Source organism: Streptomyces stoeckheimensis (genome assembly GCF_045822005.1).
Classification (GTDB): domain Bacteria; phylum Actinomycetota; class Actinomycetes; order Streptomycetales; family Streptomycetaceae; genus Streptomyces; species Streptomyces stoeckheimensis.
Genome location: NZ_CP169550.1, coordinates 9,003,475 through 9,023,279, shown reverse-complemented (window position 1 = coordinate 9,023,279; position 19,805 = coordinate 9,003,475). Strand labels below are relative to the sequence as shown.

General features: G+C 69.0%; 20 protein-coding genes and 1 pseudogene. 13 read left to right on the top strand and 8 right to left on the bottom strand.

The features are described from left to right. Nucleotides 1-108 precede the first annotated feature (108 nt). On the bottom strand, nt 109-1,092 hold the full coding sequence (locus tag ACE1OC_RS40965) for an aldo/keto reductase (protein ID WP_407841350.1): 984 nt from the start codon (nt 1,090-1,092) through the stop codon (nt 109-111). A gap of 111 nt (nt 1,093-1,203) precedes the next feature. Between ACE1OC_RS40965 and ACE1OC_RS40960 the strand changes: the two genes are divergently transcribed. Beyond that, nucleotides 1,204-1,782, top strand: a complete 579-nt coding sequence (locus ACE1OC_RS40960) for a TetR family transcriptional regulator (protein WP_407841349.1) — start codon at nt 1,204-1,206, stop codon at nt 1,780-1,782. Nucleotides 1,783-1,906: 124 nt separating this feature from the next. Further along, nucleotides 1,907-2,257 (top strand): transcriptional regulator, encoded by a 351-nt coding sequence (locus ACE1OC_RS40955; RefSeq protein WP_407841348.1) that lies wholly within the window; start codon nt 1,907-1,909, stop codon nt 2,255-2,257. A 159-nt stretch (nt 2,258-2,416) separates the two neighbouring features. Here ACE1OC_RS40955 and ACE1OC_RS40950 read toward each other — a convergent pair whose 3' ends face one another. Together ACE1OC_RS40950 and ACE1OC_RS40945 are read right to left on the bottom strand one after the other, a co-directional pair. Beyond that, complete coding sequence (locus ACE1OC_RS40950; protein ID WP_407841347.1) at nt 2,417-3,397, bottom strand: NADPH:quinone reductase; 981 nt, start codon at nt 3,395-3,397, stop codon at nt 2,417-2,419. 20 nt (nt 3,398-3,417) lie between these two features. Continuing rightward, nucleotides 3,418-3,996: a PadR family transcriptional regulator gene (locus ACE1OC_RS40945; RefSeq protein WP_407841346.1), complete on the bottom strand. Its 579-nt coding sequence runs from the start codon at nt 3,994-3,996 to the stop codon at nt 3,418-3,420. A gap of 99 nt (nt 3,997-4,095) precedes the next feature. On the opposite strand from ACE1OC_RS40945, the gene ACE1OC_RS40940 reads away from it, so the two are divergent. From ACE1OC_RS40940 to ACE1OC_RS40925, 4 genes are all read left to right on the top strand, one after another. Further along, entirely contained in the window at nt 4,096-4,515 is a 420-nt protein-coding gene (locus ACE1OC_RS40940) for an ester cyclase (protein WP_407841345.1), read from the top strand. Between the two features lie 394 nt (nt 4,516-4,909). Beyond that, nucleotides 4,910-5,644, top strand: a complete 735-nt coding sequence (locus tag ACE1OC_RS40935) for a formylglycine-generating enzyme family protein (protein ID WP_407841344.1) — start codon at nt 4,910-4,912, stop codon at nt 5,642-5,644. 980 nt (nt 5,645-6,624) lie between these two features. Beyond that, nucleotides 6,625-7,011, top strand: a complete 387-nt coding sequence (locus tag ACE1OC_RS40930; protein WP_250753252.1) for an SH3 domain-containing protein — start codon at nt 6,625-6,627, stop codon at nt 7,009-7,011. Nucleotides 7,012-7,102: 91 nt separating this feature from the next. Beyond that, a complete protein-coding gene (locus ACE1OC_RS40925) occupies nt 7,103-7,756 on the top strand; it encodes a hypothetical protein (protein ID WP_407841343.1) in 654 nt (217 codons plus the stop codon). 306 nt (nt 7,757-8,062) lie between these two features. Here ACE1OC_RS40925 and ACE1OC_RS40920 read toward each other — a convergent pair whose 3' ends face one another. Next, nucleotides 8,063-8,413: a hypothetical protein gene (locus ACE1OC_RS40920; protein WP_407841342.1), complete on the bottom strand. Its 351-nt coding sequence runs from the start codon at nt 8,411-8,413 to the stop codon at nt 8,063-8,065. 417 nt (nt 8,414-8,830) lie between these two features. On the opposite strand from ACE1OC_RS40920, the pseudogene ACE1OC_RS40915 reads away from it, so the two are divergent. Both ACE1OC_RS40915 and ACE1OC_RS40910 read left to right on the top strand, forming a co-directional pair. After that, nucleotides 8,831-9,576: pseudogene (locus tag ACE1OC_RS40915) on the top strand (SAM-dependent methyltransferase). Between the two features lie 214 nt (nt 9,577-9,790). After that, complete coding sequence (locus ACE1OC_RS40910) at nt 9,791-10,549, top strand: nuclear transport factor 2 family protein (protein WP_407841341.1); 759 nt, start codon at nt 9,791-9,793, stop codon at nt 10,547-10,549. Nucleotides 10,550-10,580: 31 nt separating this feature from the next. On the opposite strand, the gene ACE1OC_RS40905 is transcribed toward ACE1OC_RS40910, so the two are convergent. Then, complete coding sequence (locus tag ACE1OC_RS40905; RefSeq protein ID WP_407841340.1) at nt 10,581-10,883, bottom strand: hypothetical protein; 303 nt, start codon at nt 10,881-10,883, stop codon at nt 10,581-10,583. Between the two features lie 320 nt (nt 10,884-11,203). Here ACE1OC_RS40905 and ACE1OC_RS40900 point away from each other — a divergent pair, with 320 nt between their 5' ends. Together ACE1OC_RS40900 and ACE1OC_RS40895 are read left to right on the top strand one after the other, a co-directional pair. Continuing rightward, nucleotides 11,204-11,962 carry a MerR family transcriptional regulator gene (locus ACE1OC_RS40900; RefSeq protein ID WP_407841339.1) on the top strand — a complete coding sequence of 253 codons (759 nt, stop codon included), beginning with the start codon at nt 11,204-11,206 and terminating at the stop codon, nt 11,960-11,962. 112 nt (nt 11,963-12,074) lie between these two features. After that, on the top strand, nt 12,075-12,491 hold the full coding sequence (locus ACE1OC_RS40895; RefSeq protein WP_407841338.1) for a hypothetical protein: 417 nt from the start codon (nt 12,075-12,077) through the stop codon (nt 12,489-12,491). 15 nt (nt 12,492-12,506) lie between these two features. Here the strand turns inward: ACE1OC_RS40895 and ACE1OC_RS40890 are convergent. The 3 genes from ACE1OC_RS40890 to ACE1OC_RS40880 all read right to left on the bottom strand — a co-directional run bounded on the left by ACE1OC_RS40890 (nt 12,507) and on the right by ACE1OC_RS40880 (nt 16,053). After that, nucleotides 12,507-13,449, bottom strand: a protein-coding gene (locus tag ACE1OC_RS40890) for an IS5 family transposase (protein ID WP_407841337.1) whose coding sequence is annotated in 2 segments (ribosomal slippage) — nt 12,507-13,052 and nt 13,054-13,449 — 942 coding nt in all. Because the reading frame shifts where the segments join, the coding sequence is not laid out codon by codon here. A 269-nt stretch (nt 13,450-13,718) separates the two neighbouring features. Then, entirely contained in the window at nt 13,719-14,618 is a 900-nt protein-coding gene (locus tag ACE1OC_RS40885) for a GNAT family N-acetyltransferase (protein ID WP_407841336.1), read from the bottom strand. A 694-nt stretch (nt 14,619-15,312) separates the two neighbouring features. Then, the gene (locus tag ACE1OC_RS40880; protein ID WP_407841335.1) at nt 15,313-16,053 is read right to left on the bottom strand and encodes a nucleotidyltransferase domain-containing protein; all 741 of its coding nucleotides are present in this window, start codon (nt 16,051-16,053) and stop codon (nt 15,313-15,315) included. A 722-nt stretch (nt 16,054-16,775) separates the two neighbouring features. Between ACE1OC_RS40880 and ACE1OC_RS40875 the strand changes: the two genes are divergently transcribed. From ACE1OC_RS40875 to ACE1OC_RS40865, 3 genes are all read left to right on the top strand, one after another. Next, nucleotides 16,776-17,297, top strand: coding sequence for a hypothetical protein (locus tag ACE1OC_RS40875; protein ID WP_407841334.1), 522 nt, complete (start codon nt 16,776-16,778; stop codon nt 17,295-17,297). Between the two features lie 728 nt (nt 17,298-18,025). After that, entirely contained in the window at nt 18,026-18,196 is a 171-nt protein-coding gene (locus tag ACE1OC_RS40870; RefSeq protein WP_407841333.1) for a hypothetical protein, read from the top strand. A gap of 206 nt (nt 18,197-18,402) precedes the next feature. Continuing rightward, nucleotides 18,403-19,440, top strand: a complete 1,038-nt coding sequence (locus ACE1OC_RS40865; protein WP_407841332.1) for a hypothetical protein — start codon at nt 18,403-18,405, stop codon at nt 19,438-19,440. The last annotated feature ends 365 nt before the right edge of the window (nt 19,441-19,805 follow it).

Genomic DNA, 19,805 nt, shown 5'->3' with positions numbered 1-19,805 from the left:
CCGATCAGATATCGGCAAGAAACGGCCTAGTCACCGCAGGGCCAGCCCGTTGAAGACGACCTCGTACGGGGGTCCCCGTGCTGGCCGCGGCTGCGGCAGGGCTTCGGGTCAGCCGTTCAGCGAGCCCGTGAGCTCGGGCGCGTACCGGTCCCCCGCGACCACTCCGTGCGGTGCGACGGCGTCGATGGAGGCCAGGTCGGCATCGGTGAGCGCGACCGCGGTCGCGGCGACGTTCTCCTCCAGGTAGCGGCGGCGCTTGGTCCCGGGGATGGGCACGGCACCCATGCGCAGGGTCCAGGCGAGCGCGAGCTGCGAGGGGGTGACGCCCTTCTCGGCGGCGAGGGCGCGGACCCGGTCGACGACGGCCAGGTTCCGGTCGAAGTTCTCGCCCTGGAAGCGGGGGTCCGTGCGGCGGAAGTCGTCGGCGGCGAAGTCGTCCGGGCTGGTCACGGCCCCCGACAGGAAGCCGCGGCCCAGCGGGGAGTAGGCGACGAGGCCGATCTTGAGCTCGCGCAGGGTGTCCAGGACGCCGTCGTGCTCGATGCCGCGCTCGAAGAGGCTGTACTCGGTCTGCACGGCGGCCAGCGGGTGAACGGCGTGGGCGCGCACGATGGTGGACGCGGCGGCCTCGCAGATCCCTATGTGGCCGACTTTGCCGGCGGCGACCAGCTCGGCCATGGCTCCGACGCTCTCCTCGATCGGCACGTTCGGGTCGACGCGGTGGAGGTAGTAGAGGTCGATGTGGTCGGTCCCGAGGTGGCGCAGGGAGCGGTCGGCCGAGCGCCGGATGTACTCGGGGCTGCCGTTGTGGCCCCGGAAGGCCCCCTCGTCGGTGAACTCGACGCCGGTTTTGGTGGCGATGACGGCGGCGTCGCGGCGGCCGGCGAGGGCCTTGCCGAGGAGCTGCTCGTTGCGGAACGGGCCGTAGCCCTCCGCAGTGTCGAGCAGGGTCACTCCCAGCTCGAGTGCGCGGTCGATGGTGGCGAGGGACTCGGTCTCGTCGGTGGCTCCGTAGTGGGCGCTCATGCCCATCAGACCGAGGCCCTCGGCTCCGACCTTCAATCCCTGGCCGCCCAGTGCGCGCATCTCCATGGTGTCCTCCATCGGGTCGCGGCAAACAAGTAACTAACTGGATAGTTCGAGTCTGCATCGGGCGTGCGGCGGATGTCAATAACTAGATAGTTACTTGCTAGGCTGCCCGACATGGCACGGGATTCCAGCGCAACGAAGGCACGGCTGCTCGACGCGGCCTTCTCCGAGTTCGCCGCCCACGGCATCGCCGGGGCGCGCGTCGACCGCATCGCGGAGGCCGCCCAGGCGAACAAGCGGCTCATCTACGTCTACTACGGCAACAAAGAGCAGCTCTTCGACGCCGTGCTCCAGCGTGCGCTGGAGACGGGCTCGGAATCGGTGCCCTTCGACGCCCAGGACCTGCCCGGTTACGTGGGGGCCGTCTTCGACCATCTCGTCGCGCGACCCGACCTGATGCGACTGGTGCAGTGGAAGCAGCTGGAGCGTCCCGGCAGCACCGACGCCGAGGCGGAGTCCTACCGGGCCAAGATCACGGCGGTGGAACAGGCGCAGCGGGCGGGGCTCATCGACCCCGGACTCGATCCAGCGGATCTGCTCGCGCTCGCGATGGGCCTGGCGCAGGCATGGACGGGCGCGGCCGGCGGAACGACGGCGGGCGGACCGGGCGCCGCCTGGCCCCCCGAGCGGCTGGCCCGCCACCGCGACACGGTGATCGAGTCCGTCCGCCGCCTGATCCAGCCGCCACAGTAGCCAGGTCGAGCGCTCCGCCCTGCCGTTCTCATGAACACCAGCGACTGCGGTCTGCTCGACATCGAAGAGACCCCGGCCCGCGAGTGCCGACCCGTACGGGGCCGGGCCGGTGGATGCTCTCGGCATGACTGCCTCCGACCACGGTCTCGACGACGCCGTGCTGTACAGGCTGAAATTCGCCCGGCGGCTGCCCGCGAGCCTGTCCGCGCTGACCGGTCCCGTCCACGGAGTCATCGAGCTTCCCCTGCACGTGGCCTGGTCCGGGCTGCGCGCTTTCGACCTTGATCAGCCCCGCCAGCGCATGGGCCTCTACCGCACCGTCCTGGCCGAGGGCACCCGAGAGGACCTGTGCCGCTTCCTGAACGCTGAGCTGCTCGCCAGCCTGTGGCCGGTGCTGCGGACCCTGGCCGGGCCGAGCGTGCGGGAGGTGTGGGAGGAAGCCTTCCCCCAGCTCCAGGAGAAGACCGCCGTGTGAAGATGCCCGAACTGCACGCACGGCTCCTCGCCGACGTGCCCACGCTCGGCTCCCCCTACCCTCTGGTCCTGACCGGCGACACCCCATAGACCGCACTCCGCTGTCCGGCGACAACGCACGCCGAGTGCGGAACCGCGTTGACAGCGAACCCGGTCGTTTCTACGGGATGGTGACCAGGATGCGGCCGTGGCCACTGCCGGCGTCGACGTGGTCGTGGGCCTTGGCGATGTCCTCGAGCGCGTAGCGCTCGCGGACATCGACCCTGAGGGCACCGACGGCGGCTGCGGAGGTGAGGTCGCGGGCGGCCTGGCCCTTGGCCTCGCCGGGGAAGTCGTCGCTGCCGAGCAGCCGCAGGGTGACGTTGTTGAACAGCAGCGGCCAGAAGGGGATCTCGGTGCGGTCCGTGCGGGTGGCGTAGGCGGCGATGACTGCGTTGTTGGCGGCGACGGCGTTGTCGAGATCGGCGTTGTCGGACAGCGCGACCTCGATGATCCGGTCGACGCCCCGCGGCGCGTACGAGCGGATGGCCGCTGCAGGGTCGCCGGTATCCAGAGCGACGGCGTGGGCGACGACGGCCGGGTCGACGTGGTCGAGGTCCGCGGTGCGGCGGACGGTGGCGATTACGGTGGCGCCGGCCCAGTGGGCGAGCTGGGCGGCCAGGGAGCCGACGCCGCCGAGGACTCCGTGGACCAGGACCATTCGGCCGTCGACCGGGCCGTCGGCGAAGACGGTGCGGTGGGCGGTGATGCCGGGGATGCCGAGGCTCGCCCCCAGCTCGTCGCCGAGGTGGTCGGGCAGAGGTACGGCTTGGTTCTCGGGTACGACGGTGTACTGAGCGGCCGTGCCGAAGGGGCGGTAGGACTGGCCGCCGTATACCCAGACCCGCTGTCCGACGCGGCGGGCGTCGCCTCCGGTGCCGACGGCGTCGATGACTCCGGCGGCGTCGCTGTGCGGGATCACCCGCGGGAAGGGCATGGACGAGCCGAGCCAGCCGCGCCGCTTCTTGGTGTCGCCGGGGTTGACTCCCGAGACGGTGACACGGACGCGGACCTCGCCGGGGCCGGGGACGGGATCAGGGAGTTCACCGACGTGCAGGACATCGGTGGCGGGTCCCTGGTCGTCGTACCAGGAAGCAAGCATGGGGGTACCTCCGTGGACAGTCAGCTCGCGGGAGCGGCGGGCGCATACGGATCGCTGTCAGTGCATGCGGTGTCGAATACGGGCGGTTCCTCCCCGAGGGCTTCGCGCAGCCAGGTCCGCTCCGCGCGACTGGTGGCGCGGGCGGTGAGCAGCATGCCCCGCCGGTAGGGGTCGGCGACTTCCTCGGCACGCAGGGGCCGCTCGTGGTCGTAGAAGAAGCTCGCCGATTCTTCCAGGAACTCCAGCCGTCTGCGCAGCACCGCGTGCTGCTCGGCTACGTCGGGCAGGTGGGAGAGGAATGCCAGCACGATGTAGAACCGTGTGAAGTCGGTGATCTCGTGGTCGGCGGGCTGGCGCAGACGCTGCAGCATGTCGGCCCGTCCGGCCGCGGTCAGGCTGAGCACGTACCGGGCCGCCCCTGAGGCCGGGTCGGCGCGCCGCTCGATCAAGCCTGCCCTGGTCAGGCGATTGATCGCCGGATACAGGCTGCCGTCACTGACCGGCCGCGTATAGCCGGTCAGCTGTGAGACGCGGCGGCGCAGCTCGTGTCCAGCCAGGGGTCCCTCGGCGAGGAAGCCGAGTATCGCGAGTTCCAGCATGCCTCCATCTTCGCACGCGGACATCGAAACGATGTGCACATCGATTCGATGTTACGCTCGCAGGCATCCGCCCAAACGTCTCTGGAGAGGCACAGCAAGATGCCATCGCAGTCCACCGAGTCAGTGATGAACCGTTTCGTCGAATTCATCAACACGGGCGACGAGGGTCTCGCTCGCGAGGTCATTTCTCCGGACGCGGTGTTCCACGCGCCAAGCCACCCGGAACCACTGCGGGGGCCCGATGGGTACATGGAAGTCATCGGGATGATGCGCAGCGCCTTCCCCGACGTCCAGTGGACGCTGGAGGAGACGGTCACCGAAGGCGACACCGTGGCCGCGCGGTTCACCATGCGGGGAACCCACGACGGTGAATTCTTCGGGATCCCGGCGAGCGGCAACAAGATCTCGGTGCAAGCCATGAACTTCTACTACCTGGCCGCCGGCCGGATCGTCGGCGAACGAGGCCAGCCCGACCTCCTCGGGGTGATGCAGCAGATCGGCGCCCTACCGGCGCCGTGAAACCAGTCGTGCTGGGTGCCCTTCTTTGGCGCGGAGCTACCGCTCCCAGGGCCCCGTACGTCGCCGTGGCGAAGGGCGAAGGCACACACCAGGGCGCGGGCGGCCGCAAACCACAGGGTTCGGGCCGAAGGCAGCGTCCCGCGACCGCATTGACAGAGAAAATCCATACGCCTCCGGGGCCCCAGGGTTGAAGAAGCGGCAATCCCCCGAAGAACCGCTGACATATCAACCACGGGTGCCCCGGGTCGTGCACCCCTCCTTATGCCGGAGCACAGCTGGTCCGTGTCCCGAAGTCCTGGTTCTAAGGTCGCTGTCGAGATGGGCCCATCGGCCGATGCCCGCCCCGACCACCAAGGTGATCATGAGGATTGTCCGCTCGAGCCGAGGAGGAGCCATGCGAGTAGAGCAAGTGAACTGGGTAGAGATTCCCGCCGGGTTGCTGTGTCGAGGTACGCCGGTCGACGAGGTGGCGGCAGTGGCCCGCCGCTACGCGGACACCAGGGTGCCGGTGGAGTGGTACGCGAAAGAAGCCCCGCGCGCGGAGATCCACATCCCGGCGTTCAGGATCGCCCGCACCCCGGTCACGGTCGGCCAGTGGGCACTCTTCGCGGCGGCCACCGGTCGACCGGTCTCGCAGACGTCGGCGGACCACCCGGTCATCGGGGTCGCCTGGGAGGCGGCAACGGCCTACTGCCGGTGGATTGGGGAACGGCTCGGCCTCGATGTGCGGCTGCCCACGGAGGACGAGTGGGAGCGCGCCGCGCGGGGCGACGACGGCCGGGAGTTCCCGTGGGGTGAGGAGTACCGCACCGGCCTGGCCAATCTGGTGGACCTCGGCATCGGCACCACGACGCCGGTCGGCTCGTTTCCCGACGGAGCCAGCCCCTTCGGCGTGCTGGACATGGTGGGTAACGCCGACGAGTGGACCTCCACGCTCTACGCTCCCTACCCTGGCGCGCCCGCAGAGGTGCCGAGCACCGAGGATTGGGCCTTCGACCGGCACATCACCCGTGGCGGCGCCTTCCGCCACGACCGGGACCTGGCCCGGTGCGCCCGCCGCCACGGTGCCTATGAATCGGACCTTGAAGCGATCGGTGTGGGCTTCCGCCTGGCGGCACCGGCCGCGTAGATCCGGGCACCGTGCCGACATCTCATGACGGGTGACATCCCCTCAAGGCTGTGCATTTACAGCTGTACCGACCTGATTCCGGTGTACGCCGACACGAGGGCGATCACGTTGGCCTTGTTCACGAGAACTCTCGTGAACAAAACCGGTCACGTACGCGGCGATCTGGCGGGCCTGCCCCGGGCGCCGGGTGCGCTGCGACGGAGAGATCCTCGGCCGCGCCTTCGGCCAGGACGACGTCCTCGAGCTTCTCGACCGTGCCGGCCGACCTCGACGACGCCGCACCCTACGGCGAAGGCCTCAGCGAATGGCGCGGCGCAGGACCAGCCCGGTGGTACTGCCCCGGGGGAACCGGGCAGCGGGGCCGCGGCGCACCCCCCGATGCAGTGCGGCCCCGCTGCCGTGTACGACGGCACCGCGATCCCGCGTTCGGGTGAGCCCGGCGTGCGCGCTGCACGGGCCGGGCACAGTCTGTCCGCGCGGGCCAGCCACAGCGGCAGCCCACAGACGAAGGGGCGGAAATACAAGTTCGGCCCGGGCGGCAAACCCATCCCCCTCGACCCCAACGCGCCCCCGCCCCGTCCACCGCCCTTAGAACGACCCCTGCCGTGCGGCCCGTGCGCAGTGCGGTGGGCCGCACTGGCCACGGGATCGCCGCAGGCCAACCGAGCAGAGGCCCGGCCAGCCGCGATGGAACAGATCTCGATCGCGTGATCGATGCCGGCCTGTCGCCTGCCCGCCGGATCCTGGCGGAGCGGGAACCTCCCGGCCCTCCTGGAACCGTTGCTGTTCCCAACCGGAACGGGTCACTTCCCCCGTTCCGGTTGGGGAGTTCTCGTGTGACAGGAGGCTGATCGCCCCGATGCCGCTAACGTCGTGCGCGGCTCCGGTGTCTTTGAGCGGTGACACCGCTCGGCCTGCCGGGCCTGCTCCTACGTACGTGTTCCGCACCCAGAACCGACGACGCAAGGGGAACCGATTCCATGACCGTCACAGCAGCACGCCGCACCATGTCACCGCGTCGCTCCGCCGCCCGCACGGCGGCCGTGGCGGCCCTGGCCGCCGCCGCGCTCCTCGGCGGCGGTCTCACGGCCCAGGCCGCCGCACCCGCCCGCACGACGGGCGCGGCCGTGGAGCTCGCGCCGGCCGGGGCGCTCGCCACCCAGTGCTACTACAAGGTCAACGCCAGCGGCGGTCTGCTGATCCGCAGCGGACCCGGCACCAGCTACTCGGTCGTCGGGTCCTACGCCAACGGCTCCACGATCCTCGCGTCGTCGTCCACCACCAACGGCTTCCGCAAGGTGGGCACCAACCGCTGGGTCTCCTCGGCGTACACCGTCCGCATCGTCAACCTTCCCTGCGAGTCCTGACAGGGACCCGCGCCGAGGACACCGTTCCCAGCCCTTCAACGGCCGCCGAAAATCCCTCCGGCGGCCGGCGGACCGGTCCTACGCTGGAGGCATGGCCACCGATCCCTTGCTGAGACAAGGCCCCGACTCGACGGATCTGCTCCTGAGCGCCGGCCCGGCCGGGCCGGTGTGGAACGCGCTGACCTCGGCGGGGCAGGCGCTGTTGACTCCGCTCGTCCTGGGCGCGCCGACCCTGCTCGTCGCCTTCTGGATGGCGCTGGCCGGGGCGCGGGCGTCGACCGTGTTCGTGGTGGTGGGGGTGATCGCCGGCCTGGAGTACCTGCTCGGCTGGCTGGCGCTGGCCTCTTCTCGGGCCCGGGACATCCTGCGGGTGGAGTTCGCGCCGGCCGGGGTGCCCGCGTCTCTGCGGTTGGTCCGGGGTGCCGGGCCGGACGACTGGCTGCCCGTCGACACCCTGCGCGAGGTGCGGCTGACGCACAAGGTGGTGGAGCCGTACCAGGGGGATCGCAAGCCGGCCGTCTCCACGCTCGCACTGGAACTCGGCCTGCGGGGCGGCCGGGAGCGGCTCGCCCCGCTCCCGTTCGTCGGCGACCCGCAGCGGCTCGCCGACGCACTGGAGGCCCTACTCGGTCCGGCTGCGGTCGTGGTGGAGCTGCGCACCGAGCGCAGCACGCGCGATGAGCCGCGGTCCCACTCGACCTGGTTCTCCGGAGGTTCGGCCTCGGCCAACTCGGGTGGCGGCTGACCCCCTTCGGTCAGCCGACAACGCCCGCCACGGGAGCGCACGAGTTGCCGGGCCTATGGGACCACCACAACCGGACGGCCAGGACGTCAGCGTCGGGTCACCCTCAATCAGCGATGGTTGGGGCGCACTCACGCGCTACGCAAGGTCGCCGATCGGACCGAGCTGGACGCCCGGCGGCATGCGGCCAAGAAAGCATCCGTCGCCTTCTTCGCCGCGGCCGCCACAAACGTCACCACCGGGGACGCGCTCCTGCCCGCAAGCTCTCCTCGACCAATCCGGGGAGCGGACAGGGCGCTGAATGTCGGGCTACCGGCGCAGGAGCGTTCGGGCGGTGAGGAGTGCGTGGTCGGTGTGCGTGTGGACGGGCAGGGTGGGCTGGTTGGACTTGATGAGGTAGCGGTTCGCGGGGTGCGCGGCTGCCGCGGCCATGGGGATGCCGTTTTCGGTGCAGTGGCGGTGCGTGCGCAGAACGACGGAAACGCCGGCGGGTGTGTCGGCCGCGGGTTCGAGGGTGATGACCAGGGCGGCGGGGCGGTGTTCATCGATGAGCAGGTCGATGGCCTCGGTCAGAGCGGCACGCTCTTCGGTGGCTACGGGGTCGTGGATGGTGATGATCAGGATGTTGTCTTCGAGCAGGAGGCGGTTGTGCAGGTCCATGGTTCTCCCGTGTCCCTGAGCCGGCAGAGGTGGGCTCCGGGGAAGCAACCCGCCGCAGGGGTAGCCGGTCACGATTCATAGTGGTTGATGTTGACCACGGCGGTGACCGGCGGAGCTGTGGGCAGGCCACGGTATTGGCAGACAGTGATCCGGTCTTCGCGCTGGATCGCGCGTTCAACTTCGCAGGCCGCTCTCCCCAGGATCGGGCCGCCCCCAGAGCATCGATGTCGCACGCGCATGCCTGCGGGCCCAGCGCGGTGAGCTGCTCCTCTGGCCACGCGTACATGTCCAGTGCCAGGAGCCGTTCCGAACCGTGGGGCCGATCTGCTGACCGGAGGTGCCGACGCTCGCTCCTGTAGGACGTGATCGCGCACCAGTCGGTGACCGCATCGCATGAGGCGCCCGCCGTCCCCTGTCATGGATCTGCCGCGTAGCTTCACCATCCGCGAGAGCAGCCATCGCATCTGCAACCCGTTCACCAGCGGAAACTGACCCTCCTGGGCCGGACCATCAGCCCGGTGCCGGGCACGCGCATGCTCGATCTCGCCTCCAGCAAGGGCGAGATGCTGTGCATTTGGGCCCGGGACCACGGTGTCACGGGCACCGGGGTCGACATCAGCTCCGTCTTCACCGACGCCGCCCGTGAGCGAGCTGCGGAACTGGGCGTTGGTGACCGGGTCGACTTCGTGCATGCGGACGCCTCAGGCCAAGTCGCCGACGATCCCGTCGGAATAGCCGCCTGTGTCTGCGCGACCTGGATGGGCTCAGGCGTGGCCGGGACTGTCGAACTCCTTCGGCGCAGTCTCGCTCCCGGCGGCCTGATGCCGGTCGGGGAGCCGTACTGGCGCCGCGAGCCCGAGTACCAGACGGTCGTCGAGGGCTGCCACATGGCCCGCAAAGCCGACCTGCTTACCCTGCCGGAACTGCTCCAGCGGTTCGGGGACCTGGGCTGTGACGGCGTTGAGATGGTCCTCGCCGACCAGGACAGCTGGGACCGGTACGTCACTGCGCAGTGGCTCAACATCCGACGCTGGCTCGACGCCAACACCCACGACGAACTCGCCGCCGAGATGCGCGCGGAACTCACCACGGCACCGGTCCAGCACGCCAGGTACCAGCGCGAATACCTCGGATGGGGCGTGTTCGTCCTGATGGACCGCTGACAAACCACTCCGTGTGAGCCCCGGCACCACCTTGCCGGGGCTCTCTCTTCCCCCAGGCCGGGGAAGCGCGGCACCTGTCCGGGACGCACATACAGCAGCGTGCCCGGACGGCAGGAGTGGTCGACGAAGTCGCGGCAGGTGCACTACTCACCGAGAGTGGATGTCAGGCCGGTCCGCAGGAGCGGCACCGGAACACCGAGAGCGGAGCAATGCCGTGAGCAGCAAGGAAAGCGTCCTGAAGGCCGCGGGGGAACTGTTCGGGGACAAGGACCCGTCGGCTGTGGACCGCTGGGTCGCCTCCGATTACACGCAGCACAGCAGCCTGGCCGCGGACGGGCCGCAGGCCCTGCGTGACCTGATCGCCGCCTTGCCCGAGGGCTTCCGCTACGAGGGCGCCCGCGTGATCGCCGACGGTGACCTGGTGGCCCTGCACGGCACCTACTACGGCTTCGGGCCGGACCCGCTGGTGGCCTTCGATCTGTTCCGCGTCGACGCCGACGGCAAGCTGGCCGAGCACTGGGACGCCCTCACTCCGGTCGTGGCCAAGACCGCTTCCGGCCGCTCGCAGACCGACGGGCAGGGCGAGCCGCGTGACCTGGACGCGACCGAGGCCAACCGTGCCCTGGTCACAGAGTTCGCGGAGAAGGTCCTCAAGGGAGCCGACTACTCGGTGCTGGCCGACTTCATCTCCACCGAAACCTACCTCCAGCACAACCCGCAGGCCGCCGACGGTCTGGACGGCTTCGGCGCCGCCGCCGCGACCTGGAGCCAGCAGGGCAAGAACCTGGTCTACAAGACGGTGCACAAGGTCGTCGCCGAGGGCGATCTGGTGCTGCTGCAGTCCGAGGGCGAGTTCGGCGTGCCCGTGACGTATTGGGACCTGTTCCGCGTCGCCAACGGCAAGATCGTCGAACACTGGGACGTCATCGCGCCGGTCCCGGCCGAGCTGCCGCACTCCAACGGAGTCTTCTGAATGGCAGGGAGGCCCCCATGACCACGCTCGCCTACGCCGGGAAGAAGTTCCGCTTCACCGTGGACAACGGCGTCGTCTCCCACGACACCTGCACGCCGTAGAGATCGTCTCCGAGGTGTTGCCTGGTCGGATGGACGAAGAAGTCCGGCATGACCGTCACCCACGCCATGAACATGAACGCTGCCTTCCAGGGCACGCAGGTGGGGATCTGACTGAAGAACGCGCGGGTCGCCGCGCGGAAGGAGATGGATGTCGAGCAGCGGCGCCGATGGCCTGCCGGTCGAGTCGTAGGCCGGCGCGATGACGCGGAAGCGGCGGCATCTGCGGCCGTCACCGCGCCCAGTGTCGATCAACAGCGCGAGGCCTGCCATCTCGTCGCGCACCCCGTTGCAGGAGTCGGTCGCTGAGGGATGCGGTCAGCGGTCGGTCGCTTCTGCGGTACGCAGGTATTCGGCGTTGATTCGCTGGGCTTCCTCGAGCTGGTCCTTCGCGTTTCGGCAGGGGGCGGAGGCCGTTCCGCCTGGGGTGCAGACCGCGCCTGTTCGATTGGGAGGATCTTGGGTCTTGGGGTTGAAGTTGCCGTTGCGGCAGCTCCTACCTTCGTGACGAGGGCCGGAGACACCGGCCCGGCGACACACACGTGCAGGAGTCGTGATGGACTGGCCGATTGCGGAGGTGGCCCGGATGTCGGGCGTTACCGCCCGGACACTGCGCCACTACGCCGAGACGGGCCTGCTGCCGCCGGCCCGGATCGGCGTCAACGGTTACCGCTACTACGAGGAGCGCCAGCTCCTGCGGCTGCAGCAGATCCTCGTGTTGCGGGCGCTGGGCGTCGGGCTGCCTGAGATCGGCCGGATCCTGTCTGAACAGGTCGACGAGGTGGATGCCCTGCGCGGCCACCACCAGAGGCTCCTCGTAGAACGGGACCGGCTCGACGCCCTGGCCGGCACCGTCTCCCGCACGATCGCCGAACTGGAGCAGTCCAGGAAGGACGGCAACCCCATGACCATCAACCGACCGGAGAACCTCTTCGAGGGCGTGACCCCCTCCCAGTACGAGGGAAACATGCACGACTTCCCCGAACTCGCCGAAGCGGTCGCACGACGCGCCGTCGCGATGAGCCAGGCGGACGCCGACGCCGCGCACCGTGATCGCACCGCGCAGATGATCCGGCTGGCCGAACTCATGGCCGCAGGCCACCCCGCCGACGCCGACCCGGTCCAGGCCGAAATCGACGCCCAGTACCGGGCACTGACCGAACTGCGCACTGTCTCCGCAGAGGACTACAGGGCCATCGGACGCTCCATCGTCGACAACGAGACGTGGCGCGCCGCATACGAGGCCATCGCCCCGGGTCTGGCCGCATACCAGCGCGACGCCATCGAGGCCTACGCCACCACCCGGCTGAACTGAGGCACGACGCAACCGCCATCGAGGGAGGACCGCGATGGCGGTTGCGCCGTGGAGGTTGTTCATCGCCGCCGCAGGCGCCTAGGAGCTGTCCGGTCGATCATTGCACTGCCTCGTGCTCGGGTTCCTGTCTGCGCCGGGTGCGGATTCAGGCAGCGGCGATCGGCCGCAGCTTCTCGCCGACGGCGCGGCCCGCGACAATGTGGGTATGGATGCTGCTGAAGACCCTGTAGCCGTGGTTGCATGCCTGCTGGATGAGCCGTGGGACGGCAGGTGGAACAGCCTTGAGGTGGCGGGCGTCGATCTAGTGTCGATTTACACCAGGATGGAGGGCTGCACGTACACGTGGATCACCAATGGCGGCTCCCTCCACGAGCGGGGGATGGCGACCGTGAGGTTCATCTCTGACGAGATTGAGAGGGTCCTTCCCGAGCTGGCTGAACATGACAGCGTGCACGTCTGGCATCGGTTGCACCGGATGGCTCAGCTGATGGTCGATCACAACAACGCACCGGTTGAGGCGAGTTCCTAGGAACTCTCCGGTCGGTCATGTGCGGAGCCAGATGACGAGGCTCGCCGCCGTGATGGTGCCGAGGAAGACGTAGCCACGCTTGTCGTAGCGGGTGGCCACTGCTCGGTGGTTCTTGAGTCTGTTGATGGCCCGTTCGACGGTGTTGCGCTTCTTGTAGCGGTCCTCGTCGAATCCCGGTGGCCGGCCGCCGTGTGCGCCTCTTCGCAGGCGGGCGGCCCGGCTGTCGGCCTTCTCCGGGATCGTGTGCGGGATGCCCCGGCGTCGCAGGTACTCCCGACACGGCCGGTTGCTGTAGGCCTTGTCAGCGGCGATGCTGTCCGGCGTGTTGCGGGGCCTGCCCGGCCCGAGACGGGGAACGCGGATTATTTCCAGCACCGGTCGGAACTGCGGGCTGTCACTCCGCTGGCCAGCAGTGATGAGCAGGGACAGCGGGCGGCAGCGACCGTCGGCGCTCAGGTGGATCTTGCTGGTGAAGCCGCCTCGCGAGCGACCCAGTCCCTCACCTGCTGCACCCCCTCCGCCAGTCGGCCGACCAGGCTCTGCCACGGAGGCTCGGCCAGGTGTTCCGCCGCGTCGCCCCCCTTTGTGCGGCCGTGGTAGGTGGCGGGTCGTTGCGGGCGCCAGCGGCATGCTGATGAGCGCGCACGCTCGTCGAGTCGACCGAGACGTCCCAGTCCACGTCACCCGCGGCGTCGGCTGCGGCTTGGATCTGCTGCAGCAGATGTTCCCAGGTGCCGTCTGCGGACCACAGCCGGTGGCGCTCGTAGACCGTCTTCCAGGGCCCGAACCGCTCGGGAAGGTCGCGCCACTGCACACCGGTCCGCACTCGGTGCAGGATCCCGTCGATTACCTGCCGATGGTCTCGCCATCGGCCACAACGGCCATTGCTCACCGACAGGAACGGCCAGAGCCGTTCCCACTCGGCATCCGACAAGTCACCACGCTGATCCCGCCCCATACCCCGACCAACGAGTCAGGAGCGAGCCAGTCACATGATCGGCCGGACAGCTCCTAGTACTCCAGCTGTAAATCGTGATCTTGCTGGTGGGGCCTGCAAGGGAACGGGCGGGGCCGCCGTTGATCATCGTCGGTGTCGACTGACGACGAGACGGGGGCCACTCCACAGCGTAGATCCTGCACGTTCACTGCCGGCCGGCATGCCGCCGGGCACCGCAGGCGGTCCGGACCCGCCCTCGGACCGGACCGCTCACCGCGTGCTACTCCTCGCTAGGCTGCTTGACCCGCCGGGTGGAAGTTGATGCGTTCACGGATGACGGGGAAGCCAGCCTTGGCGAAGTTCGCGGCCATGGGGAAGTTGGCCTGGTCCGTCGCTCCGCTGACGAACTCCGCGCCCTGCTCGACGAGGAGGTGGGTGCACTCTGCGAGGAGGTCGTAGGCGTAGCCGCGACCGCGCTGTTCCGGGACGACCCCGATGAAGCCGATGGTCGGGCCGGACGGGTTGTGGGCCGGAATGTGGATGCCGGCCAGGTTGCCCTCCGGCGTGTACGCGACCTGCCACCACTCCCGTGGGGAGGGGCACCAGTGGAAGAAGTCGAGTTCCTCCTGGGCGGCCTGGTCGAGGCCGCCCTCCTCGATGGCCTTGAGCGTGTGGGCGTCCAGGGTGGCGGAGTGGATGCGGCGCAACGCGTCGAAGAACACGGCGTCGTCGGGCTCGGCGCTGAAGCGCAGGCGTCCGGGCCGCTCGGGCAGACCTCGCTCCGGGGTCCAGCGGTACTGGAAACGCTCCACCAGGAGGGCGTACCCTGCGGCTCGTGCGGCGGCGAAGCGCGCCTCGGCGCTGGCGCGCAGGTCGGTCGTTTCCCGCCAGGCGCCGGGCAGGTTGATCTCGAGTTCGACCTGCCAGGGAGCGGAGCGCAGAAGTTCGGCCCCTGCCTCCTCCTCGCCCTCGGCCACGTCGAACCAGTTGATGTTGACGGGCTCCGAGTCGTCGGGGCCGCCCCACCACGCGCCGCGCGCGACGACCTCGCCGTCGCGCAGGGCGACGCGCTTCCAGTCGGGGCGGAACTGGGTACGCCGATGGGCTTCACGGGCGCCGAGGGGGTCAGGGAGTGCGTCGAAGAGATGAGCGTCGCTCGCGGAGAGCGCGCGGATGACCAGATCGGTCATGGATTCCTCCGGGATACATGCTGCTTGGAGCGCTCCCAGTCAGAACTGACGAACTACGCCGGGAGAGCGGAAAAGGGAGCGCGGGAAAGTTGTGCACTGCAGGGCACTCGCCTCCTTCCATCCATCTCAGGGCGTGAAGCCACACCGTACGTGATCTTCCGCGGGTCCGTCCACGGATTTCCACGCCCCTTGACGGAGGGGTTCGCGGGACGACGCCGAGCGCCCTCAAAGGCCCGCGGGGCCGTGAGCGGACTGTAGTGCTCCCGCTGCGTGGATCGCGATCTTGCTGGTGGGGCCGGTACGGGAGCAGATGCGGCCGCCGTTGATCCTCGTGAAGTCACCCCGACAAGGGTCACGTCGGAACCGAGGTCGTTGCCCCAGCGACGCTGCCCGCCTGCCCCGTTCCCAGATCGCCGCAGCCCTCCGGCGTGCTGGCCGCCAGCGTGGAATCGAGGCCGAGACCGAACGGCTCCGGGAGATCTTCTGATCCGAATGGGCCCACCATCCGACTCTCTTAGAGAGGGTCTTGGGCCAACAGGTGTTCGCGCTGCTCGTCCAGTTCGACGCCGCCTGCACGGTCGTGAACGACCTCGCCCAGGCCCTCCGGCGTCCTGGCGAGCGGCCTCACGGCGGAACAGAAATTATGGACGGGGTTGTCAGCTGTCCGTTGTCGGTTACGGCGCTGGCGCTCTGATCATCGCGCCGCAGCAACCGAGTCGATGGTGCCGTGCCAGGTCCTGCGGTATCCCTCGCGGAGAGGGCCGCCGACGAGGGCGAGTACCTTCGTCGCTGCGCTGATCAGTGCTGCGGGGTCGCCTGACCCGCACAAGCGGTGGTGTGCTTCGAGAAGGGCGGCTCCGCGCTGTGGGTCGGCTTCCAACAGGCGGCGGGGCAACCACTTCCCGCCGCCGATCCACGCGTGATGGTGATCGCAGAGCAGATCGGCGGCAGCATTGACCACGTACCCGGCCACGGCCAGACGCTCGATGGGATCACTCGCGTCAGTGAGGTCGTCCAGGGCGTCCGTCAGACCGTAGCGTTTTGTATCGACGGTCTCCTGTTCCAGTGCCGGCGGACCTTGACGAAGGTCCGCTTCGGCCAGGTCGCGAGCGCGCCCGGCCTCGCCATGAGCATCGACCAGAACGAGACCGGAGGCATACATGCTCTGAAGGACCGCCCGCCGTGCGGCGACGTCTGCAGCGAAGAGCTCCAAGAGACCGGTACGCGTGTGGACGAAGAGCTCAACGACACGATCCTCGAACCGAATCGTTTCCCGGCAGGTCACGCCGCCGTCCTCGATGAGCACCGCAATGTCCAGGTCACTGCTGGCAGTGGCGCGTCCGCTAGCGGTGGAGCCTGCGAGGACCACGGAGAGCGCATCGGGAAAGCGACTGCGGACGAGACGTCGCGCCTGGTCGATGGGGTCTGCATGCATGAGGGGCAGAGTGCCAGGATCCTTGATACGAGGCGAATCGATTCCGCACGGTGGTGGTCCGAGCGACTCGATGCCGAAGCGACGGACTGTCCAACCAGCGCATAGCGGCACCCTGCCGACCGACGCCGATCTCCGTACCGCTCACGCCCTGAGGTGGACGTGAGGACTCACCTCACGTCGCGCTCGTCGGCTAGCCGCACATGCAGTGCAGGTTCACCCCGCAGGTCTACGCCCGGTGCAGAGCCGTCTCAATCGTGTCGATGCCCTTGGCCGGCGTGGCACCGGCCCCGTGGATGGCGGCGATGCCGCGTGCCTTGTGTGCCTCCATCCGTACGTACTCCCTGGCGACGGGGCCGGTCCCCGCCCCGGCCGGGCGCGGGGCCCCTCCCACAGCGGCATGACCCGCACCTGCGCCGCAGACTCCATCAGGCTGTCGAACTCCTCGTCGACCGCTTCGGGTACTACGAGTCCAAGTAGCGGCAGCCGTATCCGTACAACCAAAGGTCCCGCCCGATCGTCAGACCGGGCGGAGCCTTCGCGCTTCCGTGTGCTCAGCGCCCACGTATTCGAATCCGTAAGACGCGACCGCGGTCGCGCTCAACCTGACCGTCACCAACCCGCGCTCGGCCGGGCACCTGACCGCCTACCCGGCCGGGAAGGCGGCCCCGGCCACCTCCAACCTGAACTTCACCGCCGGCCAGACCGTCGCCAATGCGGTCATCGTGCCGATCGGCGCCGACGGGAAGATCAACATCCGCAACGGCGGCTGGAACCCGGCCGACGTGGTCCTGGACGTCGTCGGGTACTACACCCCGGCGAGCCGCTCCGCCTTCGTGTCCGCCTGGGTGCCCTTGCGGACCCTGGACACGCGCGTGAACTACAGCTGGGGCCTGCGCCCGGCCGGGCAGGTGCCGGCCCGAAAGCCCGAGGTGATGCAGTTCGAAGGCGACACGCACACCCCCGAGGTCGACGCCTGGGCCGTGAACACCACGGTCACGAACACGACCGGCGACGGCTTCCTGTCGGTGGCCCCGGACCCGAACTTCTGGTCCGACTACGAGAACGGCACGGCCGTCGCACCGAAGCGGCCCGTGTCCTCGGCCCTGAACTGGACGTCCGGCGGCACCGTCCCGAACTTGGTGCAGACGCCCGGCGGCAAGGGCGGCATCGTCGACTTCTGGAACCAGGGCTGGTCGGGCATCGACCTGATCGTCGACCTGACCGGCTACTACCAGACGGTCTGAGCACGGGGAATGGGCGTGGCCTGAGCCCGTTCCTACGTGACCTGAGCCCGTCGGTCCCCTCGTCTTCGTGTCGCGTGCGCTGTGCCCGCTACAAGCCCGGACCGGGCCCGCATGCTAAGGCCCGGCGGCACCGGAGCTACCGGGCACGGGCCGCCGCCGGAGAGACCCTCACCCGCAGCGCGGTCGGCGAGCGGTCGCCCGGTGCGCGGCCAACCTGTTCGAAGGCCTCCTCCTCCTCCGCCGCCTCCTCCTCCGCCGGCGCCTGGAGCCGCTCGCGTAAAAGGGCGGGAGCGTGGGGCGGCGATCAGGGGGTCGCCGAGCGCGGCCACGCACCTGGCTCCTTCCGCCTGCCCGCCACGGCCCAACAAGGCAGCCGCCTTCTTGATCCGGACCTCCGCGCGCGCCCAGCCGTCCTCGCCGAGCGGCATGTCGAAGTGCTTGCGGAGGCACGGCAGCAACAAATCGGAGGAGAAGGTGCTGCCGGAGAGCCAGACCGGATGCTCGCCTCGGCAGCGCGGGCCCGGGCAGCGCGACCTCGTACCCGACGAGGACACCTTCGTCGTCGCGGTGCTCACGCGCACGAAGGCCGCAGTGCGTAGCCCCTTCAGGAGTCGGTGCCCTGGCGGCGAGCGCGCTGTACCCGGCTCGGAGGCGCCTGAGGCTCACCGCCCCGCTGTCCTTTCCTACCGGCGCGCTTCCCGTATAGGGGAAGGATCGATCACGCGGGCGTGCGGGCGGCCCGCCGCCTCGAGGTGGTCGCCGAGCGGGTCGGGTACTGGGCGGCCCGCAACACGGCCAGTGACCTCGACACCGCGCAGGCCGCCAGCCACCTCGGGCTCGACGAGCACGCGGCACGCAAGCTGCTGGCCCGCTTCGGACGGTGGAGCCCGCACTGCTGAGCCCCCACCCTGGCCGGGCTGTACGTTCGGGTACGGCAGGCCCGCAGGTTCCTGGGCGTGCCAACTTAGCCCCACCTGAGAATGAGGCCCTCGGCTCGCCGAGTGAGTCTGCCGTCCTCACGCTGGGAGTGCGACTGAATTCAGGGTTCAGAAACGCCGCCGAACTCTCCATGATGTCCCTCGAAGCACACAACAGGGGGGAATAGATGGAGAGTTCGGAGCTTGCAGCTATGGTCGTCAGAAGTTTTCTGGCAACCTTGGCAACTGGCACGGCAACTGCTGCAGTGGACGGTGGGAACGCCGCTCTCTCCACGCTGGTCCGCACACGAATGGCCGTGAGCCCGCGGGGACAGGCAGCGCTGACGGCCCTGGAGGCAGACGCTGATGATGCCGCCGCGCAAGCCGAGGCGCAGGCCGTCCTCACCGAGGAGATCGCCGCCGATCCGGAGCTGCGCCGCCAGCTCACTATGCGCTTAGAATCCCACCAAGGCAGCATGGTCATCACCAACAGCCGTGCCCGTGGCAACTTTTCGTTGGGCCCCCTGACCGTCAACAACACGGCCGGCGGCCGCGTACTGGCCGCAGTCGTCGTGCTCTTGGTCGTCGCGGTCGTGGTCCTGGCCCTCTACGGCACCCGCCAGCTGCTGATCCAGAAAGACTCTCCCCAAGGTGGGTCTGCTGGCGGCCAGACGGTTCCCGTCCCGGGCCGTGGCAAGCCCAGTGAGCATCAGCTCACCGCTACGGAAACCACGCTGGCGTTGCCGCCTCCGGACACCCTGCCTCGGGACCAGATCTGGTCCTATTTTGCCCACCACGGTGTCGTGGACCTGCAAGACGGCTGCCGCGCAGACCAAGCCGAGTACGAGGTGAGCGGCCATGACGAGCCTGACCACGTCCTCAGGCTCGCGTACTTCGGTGTGTACGCCTGCCCGTCCAAGGCAGCGGCTTCAGCTGCCCTGCCCAAGATCGTCGCAGGCTTCGGTCAGGAGGAGAGTCCGGAGAGCAGCGCCGCTCTTGACCTCCCGAAAGCCGGAGACGAGAGCGCCGCTCGCATCTACGGCACCTCCACGTCGGGGACTCTGGTCTATGTGATCAGGTCGGGGAACGCTCTCGTACGTTTCGCCTACGACATCTACGACTCGGCCACGGCGTCGAAGGAGAAGGACGAGACCGAAGTGGTCAACAAGGCCCGCATGGCGCTTGAGCGGCTGCGGTCAGTACAGGCCGGCACCCTGACGAAATAGAGGCCGCAGCATCGGGCCGGCCAGGTGGTGGTCACGTCTTGCGGGATCCACGGGTGACCACCGAGAAGGCGCGCGGTCTGCTCGTGCGGCTGGATCGGCCCGGAACATCGTCTGGACTGGACGGCACTCGGCGAGCAAGCACAGCGACCACCGAACCCCGCGGTGTCACAGCCACAGGTGCACCCCGGAGAGGTGGCGGCCTGCACGCTTCCACTGCTGTCCTCGATGCGGTTCAGGGTGGGGTGTCCCCGCGGTTTCTAGCGGTAGGGGTGCAGGGCTTCGCGGAGGTCGGCCACGAGGAGGTCAGGTTGCTCGAGGGCGAGGAAGTGGCCGCCGCAGGGAAGTTCGGTCCGCCTCCCCGGGGA